Raw genomic sequence first — 17,191 nt, 5'->3', positions numbered from 1 at the left:
CGCTGCGTAGCTGATCAGTTCTCGGCATTCCGACGTTTGACCCCACCGCGCCGCTTTGGCGCGGTGATTTTCGTGAGGCCATCGTTCAAAACCTCGGTCATCGGATGATCCGCCGCATCGCCGTGGCGCTGCATAAGCACAGCAATTAATGCGCCCGTATCAACATCCACTGGCACCGATAGCGCCCAATCCAAAAAGATTGTGCGGCATTCTTCAAGCCTGATCCCCTCGATGCGATAGGCATCGGCGATCAAACCCTTTGGATCAACGGCATCGCCCTTCATTGATCAGACTCCTCTTTCACCGGCAGTTCTCGGGTGATGATCTGTGCCGCACGCTGCGCATGCGCCTCCAGTTCCGACCGCAGGGCCTCCATATCCGACGCGTTTGTCAACCGAGTCAAGAACTCGCAACCGCCGCTGCCAACCGTATCTGGGTCCAGTGCCTCTTCGCTGATAAGGCGTGACCCTAATTGTAATGACCAAAACAAGTTATAGGCCTCGACCAAGGCTTGGCGATCTTCCGGGGCAAGCCAATCGGTTTGACGCAAGGCACGCGGCGTATGTCGAATACCCTGCCCCGACACCAAGGTTGCGGCTTGCGAAAACAGTTCAATATCCTGCATGCGACCGGCACCGATTTTCGCATTCCATGCGCCGCCGTCGCCCTTGGCGTCGGCAATACGCGCCCGCATTTCCCCGACATCTGCCAAGACATCGTCGCGATTGCGTGGCTGCGCCAAAAGCTCAAGCCGAAACCCTTCGACATCCGCCGCCAAGGCCGCCGGGCCCGCCACAACCCGCGCACGGGTTAGTGCCAAATGCTCCCATGTCCACGCCTCGTTGCGTTGATAATCTTGAAAGGAGGCCCAAGACGTGGCCACCGGCCCCTGATTGCCCGAGGGGCGCAACCGCATGTCCACTTCATACAAGCGCCCTTCGGCCATCGGGGCGGTCATCGCGGTAATCAAGGCCTGTGTTAGGCGCGAATAGTAGGTTCGCGACGGCAAAGGACGCCGCCCCTCCGAAGCTTCAACACCATCGGGGTCATAAATGACAATCACATCAAGGTCAGATCGCGCGTGCAAACGCCCGGCCCCAAGCGAGCCCATGCCAATCACAACCGCACCGCGACCGGGGCAAGGCCCGTGTTTTCTGGCGAACTCCTCCTGAACAACCGGCCATGTCGCGCCCAAAGTCGCCTCAGCCAAATCCGCATAGGCGCGCCCGGCCTCCTCGGCCTCCATAAGTCCGCGCAACAGGTGCACACCAACCCGGAAATGCCATTCTTTGCCCCAACGCCGCGCCAGATCGAGCCGGCGCTCGTAATCGGGTTCGTCCTGCAAAAGCGCAACAAGTTCACCTGTCAACGCCGCACGCCCGGGCCAAGGGCTAAAGAAGTCACCGCCAATGACCGCATCAAACACCTTGGCATTACGCGACAGGTGTAGCGCCAATTCTGGCGAGGTGCTGACCACGTCGATCAACAAATCAATCAGCTGGTGATTGGCCTCAAATAACGAAAACAGTTGAACACCAGCGGGCAACCCTTTGAGAAAACCATCAAAAGCTAACAGGGCCTCTTCCGGCTTTGCCGCCTGCCCTAATCGGCGCAAGATTTCAGGACGCAGCCGTCGGAAAATCTCATGCGCGCGCTCAGATCGCAACGACGGATAGGTCGGCCAGCGCGCTACAATCTCGCTATCACCCAAAGTATCCGGCATGTCTTCGTCACTGCTTGCATCCGGGGCAAAGAACCCTTCTGTCACCTCATGCACTTCGGTCAACCGTCGATTGAGATCTCCCTCAAACTCTTCTACCGAAATGCCCATCAAACACGCCAACCGCTCAAATCCGTCCGGATTTTTGGGAAGATCATGGGTTTGGGCGTCGTTGACCATTTGAATGCGGTGCTCGACCTCACGGTGCGCCCGATAGTGGTCGGCCAAAACATCAGCCGCCTCTTGTGGAATCCAGCCTTTTTGCGCCAAGACCTGTAGCCCTGGCACGGTTTTGTTGGTGCGCAGGTCGGGGTCACGGCCACCGGCGATCAACTGCCGAGTTTGGGTGAAAAACTCAATCTCGCGAATGCCTCCACGTCCAAGTTTCATGTTGTGGCCGGGCAAGGTAATCGGCCCGCCGAGCCCCTTGTGTTCGCGAATACGCAGCCGCATGTCATGAGCATCCTGAATGGCGGCAAAGTCCAAATGCTTGCGCCAGACAAAAGGTTTCAAGGTAGTCAGAAACCGTTGCCCGGCCTCGATATCCCCGGCACAGGGACGTGCCTTAATATAAGCGGCGCGCTCCCAAGTGCGGCCAAGGCTTTCGTAATAGCGTTCCGCCGCTTCCATCGCCATACAGACCGGAGTAACCGCCGGATCGGGCCTTAGACGCAGATCGGTGCGGAACACATAACCGTCGCCGGTCAAATCAGACAGGCTCGCCGCCATTTTGCGGGTTGCCCGGACCAAAGACGTGCGCGCCTCGTGGAAATCATCCGGGTCGTAGCGGGTTTCATCAAACAAACAGATCAGATCAATGTCCGAGCTGTAATTCAGCTCATGCGCGCCACCTTTGCCCATAGCCAAGGTCACCATCCCGCCCGCCGTGGCAATGTCATCTTCGCTCTGACCCGGAAGCTTTTTGCGCTTGATTTCTCGTGCCACGGCCGCTTCTAGCGCGACCTGCACCGCGATGTCCGAAAAATCGGTCAAGGTGCCAGTGACCTCTTCCAAGGCCCAGACCCCGGACAAATCACATAGGGCAATCAACAAGGCGACCCGGCGCTTGGCCTGACGCAAGTCATGGTCAACCTTATCATAGGACCCAGACCGCAATTTCTCGAAAATACTCGCAATCGCCGCCTCTGGGTCGTCAACCGCGCCCTCCAGCCATTTGCTTTCTTTGGAAATGAGCCCTTTTAGGTACGGGCTCGACCCGCAGGTTCCTTCCAGAAGCTTGGCGATATCGCCGCTGGCCCAAGGGGCAAACCCTTGCGCCTCCATTCCATGATCGGAATCAAAAGCACGTGGCAGGCGGGTTATTCGGTCAACTAATCTCATGCCCGCAAAAGGCCACGCCCTATCCAAATGCGCAACACCTCAAACGCGAGACTTAGCGACGCGGTCCCTCTCCCCCAATATGGGCCAATCCCACCTATCTTCCGCATAGTTTTTTCTGGTTTGGCATCCCAATTTCCCCTGCCATTGTTATGAGGCACTTTTTAATGCAGTAACCGGAAGAATCCGGATGATGCCGGACGGGATCAATAAAAGCAGGGTGTTAAGTTGCTTTCCGGTCCAAATACTGCATCTTCCCCCGATGTTTTTCAAATTTGCTTCGACCGGGGTTCTCGGAGCGTCTCGAAAAATTTGTAACAGGGACACTTGCAAACTCTTCAAGTCGGCTGTGCCCCTTTGAGTTAAGGTTGTGAGACAGCTTCTACTATAATATCTGCCCCTGAAACCCAAAAGCTGAGAGCGTCGAACATGAAAATTCCGGTTCAAGTACCTTCAACGCCTTCGAAAAACTGAAAAAAAGGGATAAGATTTTTTCAGAAACTTTTTGCTGCATTGGAACTTGAAAGCGATTTTAAGTCACGATCCGGTGGCTCGCCCCGAACCACATAGGCGGATTCATATGCCGCTTGGCAACTCAAACCAGATTGGATCTGTGACTTGGTCAGTGCCACATCCATGACATGTTGAACGACCTTCCTAAAGCATTCTGAACTGCCGCCCTACCCCGATGGATGACTGGTTTCATAATTTCTTCCTTAAAGCCTTGGAGTAAAACATGAGGGCGCGAAACAAATCACACCCTCCCATGCCCTTTTGAGCATCCTACTGCGCAACCGCAGCCAACTTGTGCAGGTTTGCCCTAGCCTCCACGCGGTTAAGTTGATGGCAACGGCGGCTAAGCGCAGTTAGTGTACCTGACAAAGTTGGGTGCAAGGCGGCAACACAGCAGGCTTTGCAGTCGTTCGTTGCACAACAACAAAAAGCTGGCTCCATCGTGTTGCGAACCACGCGAAGGTCGACGCGAACCGTCGCTGAGGGCAATGTGCGATGGCATCGTGAGACCGCAAAAAATGCTGGCCAATGGAGCAATTCAAGCTACCGTTACTGCAGGACGTTTTATTGAGAAGTGAACGTGATGTTGGCGTGCTTATGCAAGTTCAGCCTTTTTGTCGCCTCTAGCTGCATTGCCATGGCAGCACCAGCCCAAGAGCGCGATCCAATGCTGATCTATGATCAAGAGGCTCTCACGGTGCGCGGGCACCTGCAATTTGGTCTGAACGCTGTGGCCGAAAGCAACTTGTTCTGGGACCTCGCAGCGACAACCGCACCCAGCAGCAGCTTTGCCCCTGACACAAACTGGTTGGAAGGCTACATCAAGCCAGGGATCAGCTTCACGTACCAACTTAACACTGGAGCGGTGTTCTATGGCAAACTTTCGGCGGTCTCGTCCTACACTTGGGGGACCGATGCCTTTGATACTGGAAACACTGGTGCGACGACGCTTGAGGAAGCCTACCTCGGCATCCGTGGTGATCTCGGGGCGGGAATTTCGTACGATCTTTCGCTGGGACCACGGGAACTGACCCTGGGCACCGGCATGTTGATCGCGAATGGCGCGACCAGCGGGTTCGAGCGGGGCGCATTGAAGCTTGGCCCGCGCAAGGCCTGGGAAAGAGCTGCGATCGGGCGCCTTTCCTTCGGGCATGTCACCGGAACAGCGTTCTTTCTGGTTCCGAACGAATTGCCTTCGACAGACGGAAACAACGAATTGGCGGGGTTCGATTTACGCTATGACAATCCGACAGGCGGCTATTTCGGAGCCACATACGTAGACGTGCTAAAGTCCGCCTCGCCATACCCGCAGGCCGCTCCAGGTGGGATCGGTGCCCCCATGGTGATAACTGGCGCTCGGGATGGGACACGTACCATCGGCCTATACGGCAAGACAAACCCATTCGCGGGTCGTTTGAAGAATTGGGCCTTTACTGGCGAAGTCGCGTACCAATGGAACAACAGGGTTGATTTGGAAGCTTGGGCCGGGCGGGTGACTACCGAGTATTCCTTCACGGACTTACCGTGGTCGCCGGCCCTCGCCCTAGGGTACCAAAGCTTTTCCGGGGACGACCCGAATACGACGAAACTAGAACGGTTCGATCCGCTCTATTACCAGGGTAGTCCAAGCGCCTGGGCAACCGGATCGAAGTCCGCGTCAACCTTCATAAATTCTAACGTGAATTCGCTAACAATGGCGCTTCGGGGCAAGCCGACGCAGCAGGACACTTGGACGCTTCGATATTCGCATATCCGGGCGAACGAGTTAAACAGCCCTGTCCAGTTCGGGCAGGCAACACGTGTGAATGTGAATGGGAATATTGTGTCGGGTGTCACTGACAGGCATCTCGCCGACGATTTGTTTCTTGAATACAACCGTATCGTAAACCCCAATACATTTCTGACGGCCGGAATCTCTGTCTCCTTTCCAGGTGCGGGGATCGATAACGTCATTGGAGAAAACGCAGACCCATGGACAGGAGGTTTTATCAATGTCGTCGTCAACTACTGAATTCTTTGCAATTGCCGCAGGGGTTATTACCGCAGTTGGAGTGTCGACGAGCGCGGGAGCGCAATCCGCGCCACTCTCTGCACAAGAAACAGACCCAAATGTTATGGGCTGGATGCAAGGTTTTCCACCAGAGACCGACAAGATCATCACGCAACCCGACAGTGTCTATTTCAGCTTCCCGCGGCTGCGCTGGTCGGTCTGCCACTTACGGGAATTCCTGCCGACTGAAGAGATTAGTCGCGGCCTTGGTGTACCGGTGCAGCTAAACTACCCGTCTCCGCCAGATTTCGCTGAGCTTCAGAAACAAATAGACGCGGTTACTTTCACTCCGCAGAACAAAGACAAGGAGATGACCTGGGAACAGTCGCTTCACGCCAACTACACGGACGGGATTTTGATCATCCACAAGGGTGTGGTTGTCTACGAACGTTACTTCGGCTGCCTTGAGGAGGACGGCAAGCACGCGATCATGTCGATGACCAAGTCCATCACCGGGCTTCTCGCTGAGATCCTGGTGGTGGAAGGCGCTCTTGATGATGCGGCTCTGGTGGGCGACGTCATTCCCGAGATCGCTGATAGCGCCTTTGCCACAGCCACTGTGCGTCAGGTAATGGATATGACCACGGGTGTGACGTTTTCCGAGGACTACTCCGATCCTAATGCAGACATATGGCTTTATTCCGCAGCGGCCAGCCCGCTTCCTAAGCCCGAAGGCTACATCGGCCCAGACGGTTACTGGGAGTACTTGCAGCAGGTTGCACCCGAGGGTCGCCACGGTGATGAGTTCCACTACAAGACAATCAACTCCGACATGCTGGGCTGGATCATCAGCCGCGTGTCAGGAAAGTCGGTGACTGAACTTGTGTCAGAGCGCTTGTGGCGCCGGATGGGTGTCGAACAGGATGCCTACCAGACTGTCGACGGAAAAGGGGTGCCGTTCGCGGGCGGTGGGATAACCGCCGGTCTTCGCGATCTTGGGAGACTCGGTCAACTAATGCTGAACGAAGGAGTGCTGAACGGGCAGCGCCTGTTCCCAGCGGAAGTTGTCGAGAAGATCCGCGCGGGTGGCGACCGATCCAAGTTTGGTGACGGCTTCCCCACTTTTGGTGCCGGAAGCTACACCAGTCAGTGGTGGGTGCTCCACAATGACCATGGTGCCTACGCAGCACGAGGAGTTCATGGTCAAACTATTTATATTGATCCTAAAGCCGAAATGGTGCTTGTGCGACTGGCCTCATTCCCGCAGGCACAAAACGGTTTCATCGACCCAACCTCGCTTCCAGCCTATCAGGCAGTGGCAGAGTTCCTTTTGGAACGATAGCCAATGCCAAATGAATGAACAGTCAACTGTCGGGATCGACGCGACAAGCTTGTTCCTCTCCTATGACCGTGTGGCTCGAAACATGGCCCACCTTGTGCAATCAAAAGGTCTGGATTCGTTTCTCTACCGCCAACGGTTCGCCGTGAGGCATCTGTTGCATTGGGCACGGGAGAGATCGAGGTCCGGTTTAGGAGGTCTTGGGCGGTTGCGGCGCGGAGAAGTTCGCCATTTGCGCCGCATGGATTGCACAATCGGAGCCGGTTGCGACCTAGGATAGTGTTTCGCAAAAGTGAGGAATGCTGCCGGTTTAGCCGGTCACACCCAACTGAAAGAGCGCCTCTTGGCCCCCCATTTTGGTATAGTCACACAAATGCACATTGGAATGGTGCCACGTATGGCCGGTTTCATCATGCGGAACGGCAGGAAGAACACCGTTCTCCGCTGCCACACGCAGATCGGGTTGCCCTTAGAGATCGCTTCCATGGCACGACGCATAGTGTATTGCATAGAGGGCCCCTCCAGCGGCGAAATCTTGCCCTCCAACTCATGCCTCGGCTTGTGCTGGCAATCCCAGTACCATCGCCGCGGACACGACATGCATCATACCACTTCCACCCATGTTTTCATGCCCGACGCCTGATGTTCCAGCATGTGGCAATGCAACAACCACTTGCCGGGATTGTCAAAGACGCAAAGGATGTCGCGGGTCTCGTTACGGTTTAGTAAGGTGGTGTCACGCAGATCACCGAGTGTTCCTTCGGTCTCTTCAAAGAAGTGATGCCCGTGCAAGTGCATGCCATGTGGGAAAGCGGTGTCATTGGTCAGTCGAATACGCGCCGTCTCTCCGCGTTTGAAAGATGCAAAGGGTGTATCGGGCAGGCCCGAATGCCCGTTCAAGGCCCAAATATCATCGCCAGTATGACGACCACCCATGGCACCGCCCTGCATGGTCAGCGTCAAATCGTGAACCGGAGTGTCGGGAGCGGCTACATTGGCTGCTGGCAAGGCTAGAATATCACCACCGATTGGATTGGGGTTTTCGCCCTCGACCTCGATGCGCCCGAGCTCATAAGGTTCCTCTCGGGTTGGGAAATCAAATCGCAAAGCGTCGGTGACATCGACGATTAAATCCATGCGCTGCGCCGGGGCCAAAACGATCTCTTTGATGTCGCGTGGCGAGGCCAAAGGCATGCCGTCTAAGGCAACGATTTTACCAGCCCCACCTGAGATAATCACAGGAAAGACTCGTGCCGTTGCGGTGTTGATCAAACGCAAGCGCAGCCGATCCCCCCGGCGCACCTTGTTGCGCGACGGCACGGCGCGGGCAAAGTTCCCCATTCGGCCGGCATGGGCAAAATCATGGCGATTGCCAAAGCCACCCATCAGGGTGCCGTCTTCTTGCAACCGCCAATCATCGATCACCACAGTCACATCGTGATCAACCTTTGGCGGCGCGGCTTCCTCTACGATTAGCGGGCCATATAGCCCCTGTTCGACCTGTTCCCACGACCGGCTATGCGAGTGATACCAAAAGGTTCCAGCGTCCGGAGCCACAAAGGAATAGTCAAAGTGCCCGCCATCAGGAACCGGATCTTGGGTCATGCCCGGGACGCCGTCCATGGCATTATCTATGCGGATGCCGTGCCAATGCAACGCGCTGTCAGAGCCGATGTGGTTCTCAAACCGAACCTCCAACCGCTCCCCTTGCTTTAACCGCAACTCGGGCCCCGGAGTTGTGCCGTTCAAGCCCAGCATCGCCGTTTTGCCATCGCCTTTTGGCAGGATTTGCGCCACCACCGGCTCGGCCCGCAAGACGGTGGGCGCAGCCAAAGCGACACGTGGCAAGATCAAGGCCGCGGCCCCAGAAACCAACACCGATCGGCGGGTCAACGTGAGATTGCTCATTTGCGATACTCCTTGTGGCAGGCTTTGCAAGACGCCCCAAGTTGCGTCAGACCGGTGCCCAGATCAGCCTTGGTTGCTAAGCTTAGCGCCAATCTACGAGCTAGGGCTTCAGTTTCTTGCGCCTTAGTGGTGAAATCCTCAAAACGTTCCCAGATCGCGGGCAGCGCTTCGGTTTTTGGATCATCTTCAGGCGCTTTGAACAAAGCCGAGGTTTGCGCCGCAAACCGAGCGACATCAGCCGCCGCCGCCCGTGCGGTTGCTGCGTCAAACTCGGTTTTGCCCTTGGCCATACTGCCCATGACCTTCATCGCATCGCCGATCGATTTCATCGCCTCCATCCGCGCCATCACGGCCGCATTTTTAACCCCGCCATGCGCAAGGGCGACCGTGCCAAGACAAGCCGCGACCAAGAATACGGCAATTCGTTTCTTTGCTTTTTGCATTGTGGTTCCCCCGGATCAGTGAATGCCATTGGCACGTTGCAATTCGCGCAAATAGGTGATGATGGTTTTAACATCCGCGCGGGTAAACCCATCAACCGGAGCCATATCGCCAAAGCGCCAATGATGCGCCCGCACGCCCAACGCAACAGCCCGCTGAAAGGATTCATCGCCATGATGCGACGGTTCATAGATTTTGTGAACCAGCGGCGGCCCCATGCCATTGCGTCCGCTGCCATTGTCACCATGACAATCCACGCAAACGGTTTCAAAGGCCTTCTTTCCCATCGTCGCCTCGGGCGACAACCTGTCTGGGACAGTGACGACAGCAAGCGGCGCGCCCTTATCGGTACTGACTTGGTCTGGTGATTTTGATCCCGGCGCAAGTATCATCCAAGCACCGAACCCGGCAACGGCAAGCGCACCGACAGTCAAAACGGTTTTGATCATGTTTTTTTTCCTCAAGTTTAATAAGAACGATTGCCCAGTAAAGGGCGCTCATTCTCACAAACGAGGCGGCGGAGGATCAAATCCGGTCAAGTGGTCATAAACCAATGGTGTATTGGGAATCGGCGCATCAAGATTCGCAACAACGGGTTGGAAATCACCCGTGTGACAGCCGTATCGTAGCGAGACACAGGACAAACAAAGCTGACAAGTCGCCCCATCGGCGTGATCAGTTGTATCGCCATGTTCAGCGCATGGGGGCGGGCACGGCATTGAATGCTCCGCCGCATTTACCGATCCTTTGGCATGAAGTGGAGCCATGGCGAACGCTCCGAAGAGGAGTGTCGACACGACGGCCAAGAGCCAAGCTATCTTTCCAATGAACCGCATAGTGCCAACTTGGCCCTTCCAGCACTTAAGTGCAAGCGAAGGCGTCACATGACACATTGTTCTGGTGCCGCAGAAAAAATCGCCGCAAAGGGAGCGCTTTTATGCGCGAAAGAGCTTCTAAGTCCCAAGATCAAAAGAAGTCCTACCTACGCTGATCAGCAGCAAATAATACCCGCTTTGGACTGAATGCAGTCCCTTTTACAACCGATACGAATGTCAAAAAAAAGTTGAAAAGCTATGTGATCAGACAAGTTGCGCCAGACAGGTTTGCCGTAAATGGTTTTGTCCCCACTCATTTTAACGTATTCATGCGGTCGCTTCATATGGGGAGAGGTTCGCACGGATGACAGTCTTCTTTATTGTATTGGCCATGGGCGCATTTGCCTGGATGGCGAAACACTGGTCAAACCGCCGGCACCTGCAACGCCTTCTTTCAAAACCCATGTCCGAAGATCAACGCATGATCATTGAAAAACAGGTCCCGATTGCGTCCAAGTTACCGATGGACCTACGTTCAAAACTGGAAGGTAAGATCAACCGGTTTTTGGACCAAGTGCAATTCACAGGGTGTAACGAGCTAGAAATTACTGAGGAAATGAGAGTTTCCATTGCCGCCCAAGCCTGCCTCTTGGTCGTGAACACCGACACTTGGTACGACAATCTGACGACCGTTCTGGTCTACCCCAGTGCGTTCAAATCTAAGCAAACACAGCATAATGGCTATGTCGTGATCGAACGCGAAATCGTTCGTACGGGGGAAAGCTGGTCGCACGGTCCTGTCATCTTGTCCTGGTCCCATTCCCAACAAGGAGCGGCAAATGACACGGATGGTCACAACGTCGTTTTCCATGAGTTCGCCCACCAGATCGACGACTTGAGCGGCCGCACTGACGGGGTGCCTAATCTTGGCCCATCGCAAAAATTTTCGGATTGGGCGCGCGTGTTCGAAGCGGCCTATAAAAAGCATGTTCAGCTTGTTCAAAAGGGGCATCCAACCGTGATCGATGCCTATGGCGCAGAAGGCTACGAAGAATTTTTCGCCGTATCCGTCGAGGTTTTCTTTGAAAAGCCTGCCTCCCTCATGCGCGAAGAGCCGGATGTCTACGAACAGTTGTCTATGCTATTCCAGCTAGATCCAGTGACGTGGTGAATGCATCAACGCAACTGTCGGGCAGAGTTACTACTGTGCAATGCATAACTGCAGAACGGGCGGAGAGTTGCCGTTAGCTGCGGACGTGCAATCGTAGCGGCGGTTGCGAAAGTGCCGACATTCGCAAGAAAACTTGCCCTTAAATATGCTACGATGGATCCTTGGAAAACGCTTTGCGTTTGTTGCGGCCGCCGCGCCAGGGGCTTTGATCAGAAAAGCCGTCCGCGTGTATATGTGCCTGACTGTTCCGCAGCCCTTGGCCAATAGGGCGTTGCGCATTTTGATATGAAAGTCTGACGCAGCCATGGGTTGCGGGGTGCGGAGGTGCGCACTTCTTTGGATTGCAAAGTGACGGTCTATCCCCGAGGCAACCAACAGTTATGTCGCGTTTTCGTTGGCAAACCTTGGTTTCTCTGCTTTGATTTGCGCCAACACCTTAAAGCGTTCTGCCCTGATTTTTTGATGCGGATGCCGTCTAGATTTTTTTGTCGTTGACAATCACTTTGAACCTGACCTGTGCGCGCACGCGCTGAAACATTGATTGAGAGTAAATCATGGCGAATATCATTCTTACCACGAGCGTCACTTCAGCCACAGGTACAGCAGACGCCGATATTATCATTGCAGAAGAGGCTAGTGTCTCAACGACCGATACGATATCGGGCGGCGGTGGCAATGATCTGATCATAGGTGACAGCGACATCTTGTTTTCGGACATGGTCGCCGGCAACAATACGATCGGGACGGCCTTGTCGATTGATGCCCCCTCGAGTTGGTCAACCCAGCAGAACCCTTTGCTTGCGGATGATACAGTCCCCTACGCGACGGTTTTGGGCCAAGGATCTGGCCAGTTCGACTTTTTCGAAGTGACGGTCGGAGCCGGCGAAACGCTGATCGCCGATATTGATTTTGCCGAAGGCTCTGTCGGTGGACCGAGCTTTGATTCCGAGCTGAAACTTGTTGATGCCTCGGGCGGACAATTGGCTGACAGTGATGATGATTCCAACGTACCGAACGATGGGTTCGGCAGCGAAAATGCCACTCTTGGTCGAGATTCCCTACTGACCTGGACCAACAACACTGGATCAGCACAGACGGTTTATCTGCGGGTTGAGCAATTCAATGACGTTGTCGTCAGTGCGGGGTCCACATATCTGATGACGGTATCCGTCACAGGACACTCAAATACAAACACCGCCTTGCAATCAGCGGACAGCATCCTAGGCGAGGCCGGCAATGATTACATCATCGGCAACGGTGGCAACGACACGCTGAATGGGGGTGCGGACAACGACACGATCCATGGTGGCGACGGGAACGATATCATTACCACGGGCACCGGCAACAATACTGTCTTTGCGGGTGCGGATAATGACACGGTTTTCAGCGGAAACGGGAACGATTTCATCGATCTTGGTGACGGTGGCGATAGTGTCGTCTTGGGCGGCGGGATCGATACGATCATGGGCGGCGCGGGCAGAGATATTTTTCAGGTCAACTCAGCGGCCGGGATTACAGCCGGAGCGCAATGGGATGCCGGTACAAATGATACCGGAACCAGTGACCTGATAATTACTGTAGGTGGTACATTACTTGATTTCACCGACATCTCCCTGACCGGTTTTGAAGCGTTTGATTTTAATGGCCTAAGTGCTGATCGGACGGCCATTCTTTCTGCGTTGCAGTTGGGCCAGTTTTCTGGGCCTAACGGAACCGACGGTTTCGGCGTGTTCAACCGTTCGGGAGGTGCGAGCGCCACACTCCAGATTGAAATGGATACGCAGACCACGCTGGATATGACGCCGTTTAACTTTTTTGATTTCAACTCGGATGACGTCGTTCACATCATCGGCAATGGCGACGCAGAGACGATTACCGGCAGCGACATCAACGACAGTATCGAGGGCAACGCAGGCAATGATGTTTTGTCCGGCGGGGACGGAATCGACACCATCAATGGCGGCGACAACGACGACACGATCACCGGCGGCGCCGGGCGCGACAGCCTGAATGGTGGCGCAGGCAACGACGTCTTTATCGTCGGCGATGACGAACTGGACGACATTAACGGAGATATTGGGGCCGACATATTGGACGCCACAGGCCTGACCACGTCAGGATTGACGGTTCTCGGTCTGAATGGCCTGGCAGCTTATTCGACGACGACTTCCAGTGGTATGATGAATAGAATTAGCGTGGTCCTTGGCTCGGAACAGGGCGATAGCATTACGTCTAGTAATGTCGCCAACGTCACTATCGAAGGAAACGGTGGCAACGATTTTCTGCGCGGCGGAGGCGGCGCTCAGACCATCCAAGGCGGTGATGGCGACGACACGATCGACGGTGGGTTGTTTGTTGGTTCGGCCATTGGTGACCTGCTCGAAGGCGGGATTGGCAACGATAGCATTGATGGGGCCAACGGCGGTGACACGATCAACGGCGGCGACGACAACGACACGATCAACGGCAACGGTGGCAACGACACTATTGATGCAGGCGACGGCGACGATTCTGTTGACGGGGGTGACAACGATGACTCAGTTTTGGGCGGTTTGGGCAATGACCTGCTGCGCGGCGGCAATGGCATCGACACCATCGATGGTGGCGACAACAACGACACCCTCACGGGTGGGGGCGGTTTTGACGAGCTCTCCGGCGGGAATGGCAATGACGTCTTTGTTTTGCAAGATGACGATGCGGATTTCATTGAAGGTGACGCAGGCATCAACACGCTGGATGCCACGGGGCTGATGACGTCAGGTGTTACCGTGAATTCTTTGGGTATAAGCGGCAATTACGTTGTCAGCGGGTTTGGCAGCGGGTTGAACAACATCCAAATTGTTCTCGGCTCGGAACAAGGGGACACCATCAACGCGGACGGGGCCGGAGACGTCACCATCGAAGGCAACGGCGGCAACGACCTTTTGACCGGCGGAGAAGGCAGCCAAACCATTCGTGGCGGCGAAGGCGACGACACCATCGACGGCGGGTTTGTTGCAGGCTCCAGCAATGGCGACCACCTCGAAGGCGGGCTTGGCAACGACAGCATCACGGCGGCAGATGGGGATGACACGATCTTTGGCGGGTCCGACAACGACACGATCACGGCCAATGCGGGCAACGACACGGTCAACGCCGGGGGCGGTGCGGATTCGGTGCTGGGTGGCGTTGGTGCTGACCTGCTGCGCGGCGACGCGGGGACCGATTTCCTCGACGGCGGCAACGACGCGGACACCATTGCGGGCGGCACGGGTGACGACACGTTGCGCGGCGGCACGGGTGAGGATCGCTTGTTTGGTGGCAACGACAACGATGTCATGTCCGGCGAAGGTGACAACGATTTCCTGAACGGCGGGCTGGGCAATGACCTGATCCGGGGTAACAGCGGTGCCGACGAATTGATCGGCGCTTCCGGCTTTGACACGCTGTCAGGCGGCACGGGTGATGACACGCTGTCCGGCGGCATTGGCGACGACCGTCTGTTCGGCGGCAACGACAACGACCGGCTAAATGGCAACGAAGACAACGACTTCGTCGATGGTGGCGAGGGCAACGACCTGCTGCGCGGCAACGCGGGCAACGACGAACTGCGCGGCCAAGACGGGCTCGACACGCTGTCGGGGGGTGACGGGGACGATACGCTGTCCGGCGGGGTCGGCAATGATCGCCTGTTCGGCGGCGGTGACAACGATGACATGAACGGCAACGACGACAACGACTTTATGGCGGGCGGTCTTGGCGACGACATCTTGCGCGGCGACGCGGGCGCGGATGAACTCGACGGCGATAGCGGCGTGGACACGCTGTCGGGCGGTGACGGCGACGACACGATGCTGGGCGGCAGCGGCAATGACCGGATGTTCGGCGGCGGCGACAACGACAATATGAACGGCGAAGACGATGACGATTACATGACCGGTGGCCTCGGCAACGACATCATGCGCGGCGGCGACGGGGCGGACGAATTGCTCGGACAAACCAACAACGACACGCTGGTCGGCAACGCGGGCAACGACACGTTGAACGGCGGCAGCGGCAACGATCGCCTGTTCGGCGGCGCCGACGATGACCGTCTGATCGCGGGCACCGGAACGGATGAATTAAGCGGCAGCATCGGTGCAGATACCTTTGTGTGGAGTGCCGCAGATCAAAGCATCCACGGCGCAGCGCGCGACACCATCACCGACTTCACCGCCGGTGTGGATGTGATTGATATGTCAGGATTTTCCGGGACGCTCAGCTTTGTCGCCAGCTACACAGGCGCGGGCAACGAAGTCCGCTACAACGGCGCGATTGGACGGTTATACATCGACGTGGACGGCGACAGCGCGAGCGACTTCTCGATCGATCTAGACGGCACGCCCGCGCTGACGGCGAGCGATTTGATCTTGTAAGTTAGGGCGTAGCGGCGGGAAACCGTCGCCGCGGTTGGATTAGGGTGCTGTGTCGATTCACGTTGAACCAGAGCGGCCCAGACACCGGGTCCCATCCCAAACAGCGAAGGCTAAGTGCCACCATCTTGTTTTGAGACCGCCAAGGTGCGACAGTATACCTAATCTGCGCTGCTTGAAACTGGTCGAGCCGTAAACTTTGGGTTGTCCTATGATTTTGACGGTAAGCGATGCCCGGTTTTACCAAAGCATCGGATGTCCCCTAAGCGGGCTGCCACCGCAGCATCTTGAAGGTGGGGCGAAAGTCCGGAATGGGCCGACCATGCCCGTCCAATCAATCTATGAACTCGACTTTGCAATGCTTGCTATCTGCGCATTCCTGACCTTGGTGCCCTGCGCAGCATTGATGTCCTGACCGATCGAGCTTCGAATGGCTACTCCCACTGATCCTGCCTAAAGCCAGCACAGCCGCAGCTAAGGTCTGGTTCCCGCCCTCCCATGCTGCACTTGCTTCAATGACATGGAAGTGCTGCCAGCTGACCCCAGTTAGCCCTGCGTCCCCTTCCAGCGGCACCGCCATTGGAAGCCGCTCAAGCGCTTCTCTGTCAAGCCGGACATACCTGTCGTAGGTTACATCCCTGCGATACTGTAGCCGTCCGATGCCGTTGATGCGGTGTGTTTAGATAGAGATCCGTTCATTGCAACACTGTTCGAAGACCGTTCAAACAGCCGTCGTTCGAAATTATTTGAACGCCTTCAACGTAGCTGTGTTAGGTTTTGCAAACATCTTTGTCGCAAAAGTAGTGACCTTGCTCCTACCCTAGGCTCGGACCAGTACTACATCGAGGCAGGTCTGGGGACGGGTCAAAACATCGCCATCGCTACTATTGCTTGCCAAACAGTCAGAGCCGTCTCAAGTACCCAAAAAACAGTTTTCTGCAATTATCTCTGTCTTTCTGTGCAAATACCCTTGTCGCGCCACAAGCACATAAATTGACACCATCCATCTGATAAAGAACAATAATTCAAGAAAATGTAAAAAACATTCACATCCTCTCTTGAAAACCCGGCCTCACGTCCCGATCTCTTCAATGTGAAAGACATTCACATACACACAGAACGGAGACACAAATGACCACCGCCACTTATTCCGCTGACGTTCCCGCCAATGCTGGTTGGATCTCTAAAAGCGAGGCATGGCTCGATCAGCGCGGTAAAGGCGCGTGGATTGCAGCCATGGTTCTTGGCTTTATCTTCTTCTGGCCCGTTGGCCTCGCCCTTCTTGCATATATGATCTGGAGCAAACGCATGTTCTCGAAATCCTGCCGTCACTCATCCCACCGCGCCGCCCGTCGCACCGCATGGTCGGCCATGAAGCCAAGCGGCAACACCGCGTTTGACGCTTACAAAGCTGACACACTTCAGCGCCTGCAAGACGAACAGGACGCATTTGAGGCCTTCCTTGAGCGTCTGCGTGAAGCCAAAGACAAAACTGAGTTTGACCAGTTCATGGACGACCGCGAAACACGTGCAAAAGAAGCTATGGCAACCGAAGACGCCTAATT

12 protein-coding genes are annotated in these 17,191 nt (G+C 55.7%); 5 read left to right on the top strand and 7 right to left on the bottom strand.

Annotation, left to right across the window (positions count from 1 at the left end):
• Positions 1 to 14: 14 nt before the first annotated feature.
• The gene (locus Q1A43_RS07910) at positions 15 to 284 is read right to left on the bottom strand and encodes a hypothetical protein (protein WP_299933981.1); all 270 of its coding nucleotides are present in this window, start codon (positions 282 to 284) and stop codon (positions 15 to 17) included.
• Positions 281 to 3,061 carry a glutamine-synthetase adenylyltransferase gene (locus Q1A43_RS07905; RefSeq protein ID WP_299933979.1) on the bottom strand — a complete coding sequence of 927 codons (2,781 nt, stop codon included), beginning with the start codon at positions 3,059 to 3,061 and terminating at the stop codon, positions 281 to 283. Before Q1A43_RS07905 ends, Q1A43_RS07910 begins: the two co-directional genes overlap by 4 nt.
• 1,147 nt (positions 3,062 to 4,208) lie before the next feature.
• Between Q1A43_RS07905 and Q1A43_RS07900 the strand changes: the two genes are divergently transcribed.
• On the top strand, positions 4,209 to 5,582 hold the full coding sequence (locus Q1A43_RS07900; protein ID WP_299933977.1) for an alginate export family protein: 1,374 nt from the start codon (positions 4,209 to 4,211) through the stop codon (positions 5,580 to 5,582).
• On the top strand, positions 5,563 to 6,903 hold the full coding sequence (locus Q1A43_RS07895) for a serine hydrolase (protein WP_299933975.1): 1,341 nt from the start codon (positions 5,563 to 5,565) through the stop codon (positions 6,901 to 6,903). The genes Q1A43_RS07900 and Q1A43_RS07895 overlap by 20 nt, the downstream gene beginning before the upstream one ends.
• Positions 6,904 to 7,210: 307 nt before the next feature.
• Here Q1A43_RS07895 and Q1A43_RS07890 read toward each other — a convergent pair whose 3' ends face one another.
• From Q1A43_RS07890 to Q1A43_RS07870, 5 genes are all read right to left on the bottom strand, one after another.
• Positions 7,211 to 7,351: a hypothetical protein gene (locus Q1A43_RS07890; RefSeq protein WP_299933973.1), complete on the bottom strand. Its 141-nt coding sequence runs from the start codon at positions 7,349 to 7,351 to the stop codon at positions 7,211 to 7,213.
• 152 nt (positions 7,352 to 7,503) lie between these two features.
• Positions 7,504 to 8,808: a multicopper oxidase family protein gene (locus tag Q1A43_RS07885; protein ID WP_299933971.1), complete on the bottom strand. Its 1,305-nt coding sequence runs from the start codon at positions 8,806 to 8,808 to the stop codon at positions 7,504 to 7,506.
• On the bottom strand, positions 8,805 to 9,251 hold the full coding sequence (locus Q1A43_RS07880; RefSeq protein ID WP_299933969.1) for a cytochrome c: 447 nt from the start codon (positions 9,249 to 9,251) through the stop codon (positions 8,805 to 8,807). The genes Q1A43_RS07885 and Q1A43_RS07880 overlap by 4 nt, the downstream gene beginning before the upstream one ends.
• A 15-nt stretch (positions 9,252 to 9,266) precedes the next feature.
• Positions 9,267 to 9,698 (bottom strand): cytochrome c, encoded by a 432-nt coding sequence (locus tag Q1A43_RS07875; protein ID WP_299933967.1) that lies wholly within the window; start codon positions 9,696 to 9,698, stop codon positions 9,267 to 9,269.
• Between the two features lie 86 nt (positions 9,699 to 9,784).
• Positions 9,785 to 9,985: a hypothetical protein gene (locus tag Q1A43_RS07870; RefSeq protein WP_299933965.1), complete on the bottom strand. Its 201-nt coding sequence runs from the start codon at positions 9,983 to 9,985 to the stop codon at positions 9,785 to 9,787.
• Between the two features lie 443 nt (positions 9,986 to 10,428).
• Between Q1A43_RS07870 and Q1A43_RS07865 the strand changes: the two genes are divergently transcribed.
• From Q1A43_RS07865 to Q1A43_RS07855, 3 genes are all read left to right on the top strand, one after another.
• Complete coding sequence (locus Q1A43_RS07865; protein WP_299933963.1) at positions 10,429 to 11,235, top strand: M90 family metallopeptidase; 807 nt, start codon at positions 10,429 to 10,431, stop codon at positions 11,233 to 11,235.
• A gap of 554 nt (positions 11,236 to 11,789) precedes the next feature.
• Complete coding sequence (locus Q1A43_RS07860) at positions 11,790 to 15,629, top strand: calcium-binding protein (protein WP_299933961.1); 3,840 nt, start codon at positions 11,790 to 11,792, stop codon at positions 15,627 to 15,629.
• Between the two features lie 1,128 nt (positions 15,630 to 16,757).
• The gene (locus Q1A43_RS07855) at positions 16,758 to 17,189 is read left to right on the top strand and encodes a DUF2852 domain-containing protein (protein ID WP_299933959.1); all 432 of its coding nucleotides are present in this window, start codon (positions 16,758 to 16,760) and stop codon (positions 17,187 to 17,189) included.
• Positions 17,190 to 17,191 lie beyond the last annotated feature (2 nt).

The sequence above is a fragment of the uncultured Pelagimonas sp. genome (assembly GCF_947498515.1).
Classification (GTDB): domain Bacteria; phylum Pseudomonadota; class Alphaproteobacteria; order Rhodobacterales; family Rhodobacteraceae; genus Pelagimonas.
This window is presented reverse-complemented; position numbering and strand designations above follow the sequence as displayed.

Bases quoted from the DNA above. Each gene is read 5' to 3' on its own strand.
- Q1A43_RS07910 (WP_299933981.1), bottom strand. From the start codon at position 284: ATGAAGGGCGATGCCGTTGATCCAAAGGGTTTGATCGCCGATGCCTAT.
- Q1A43_RS07905 (WP_299933979.1), bottom strand. From the start codon at position 3,061: ATGAGATTAGTTGACCGAATAACCCGCCTGCCACGTGCTTTTGATTCC.
- Q1A43_RS07900 (WP_299933977.1), top strand. From the start codon at position 4,209: ATGGCAGCACCAGCCCAAGAGCGCGATCCAATGCTGATCTATGATCAA.
- Q1A43_RS07895 (WP_299933975.1), top strand. From the start codon at position 5,563: ATGTCGTCGTCAACTACTGAATTCTTTGCAATTGCCGCAGGGGTTATT.
- Q1A43_RS07885 (WP_299933971.1), bottom strand. From the start codon at position 8,808: ATGAGCAATCTCACGTTGACCCGCCGATCGGTGTTGGTTTCTGGGGCC.
- Q1A43_RS07880 (WP_299933969.1), bottom strand. From the start codon at position 9,251: ATGCAAAAAGCAAAGAAACGAATTGCCGTATTCTTGGTCGCGGCTTGT.
- Q1A43_RS07875 (WP_299933967.1), bottom strand. From the start codon at position 9,698: ATGATCAAAACCGTTTTGACTGTCGGTGCGCTTGCCGTTGCCGGGTTC.
- Q1A43_RS07870 (WP_299933965.1), bottom strand. From the start codon at position 9,985: ATGCGGCGGAGCATTCAATGCCGTGCCCGCCCCCATGCGCTGAACATG.
- Q1A43_RS07865 (WP_299933963.1), top strand. From the start codon at position 10,429: ATGACAGTCTTCTTTATTGTATTGGCCATGGGCGCATTTGCCTGGATG.
- Q1A43_RS07860 (WP_299933961.1), top strand. From the start codon at position 11,790: ATGGCGAATATCATTCTTACCACGAGCGTCACTTCAGCCACAGGTACA.
- Q1A43_RS07855 (WP_299933959.1), top strand. From the start codon at position 16,758: ATGACCACCGCCACTTATTCCGCTGACGTTCCCGCCAATGCTGGTTGG.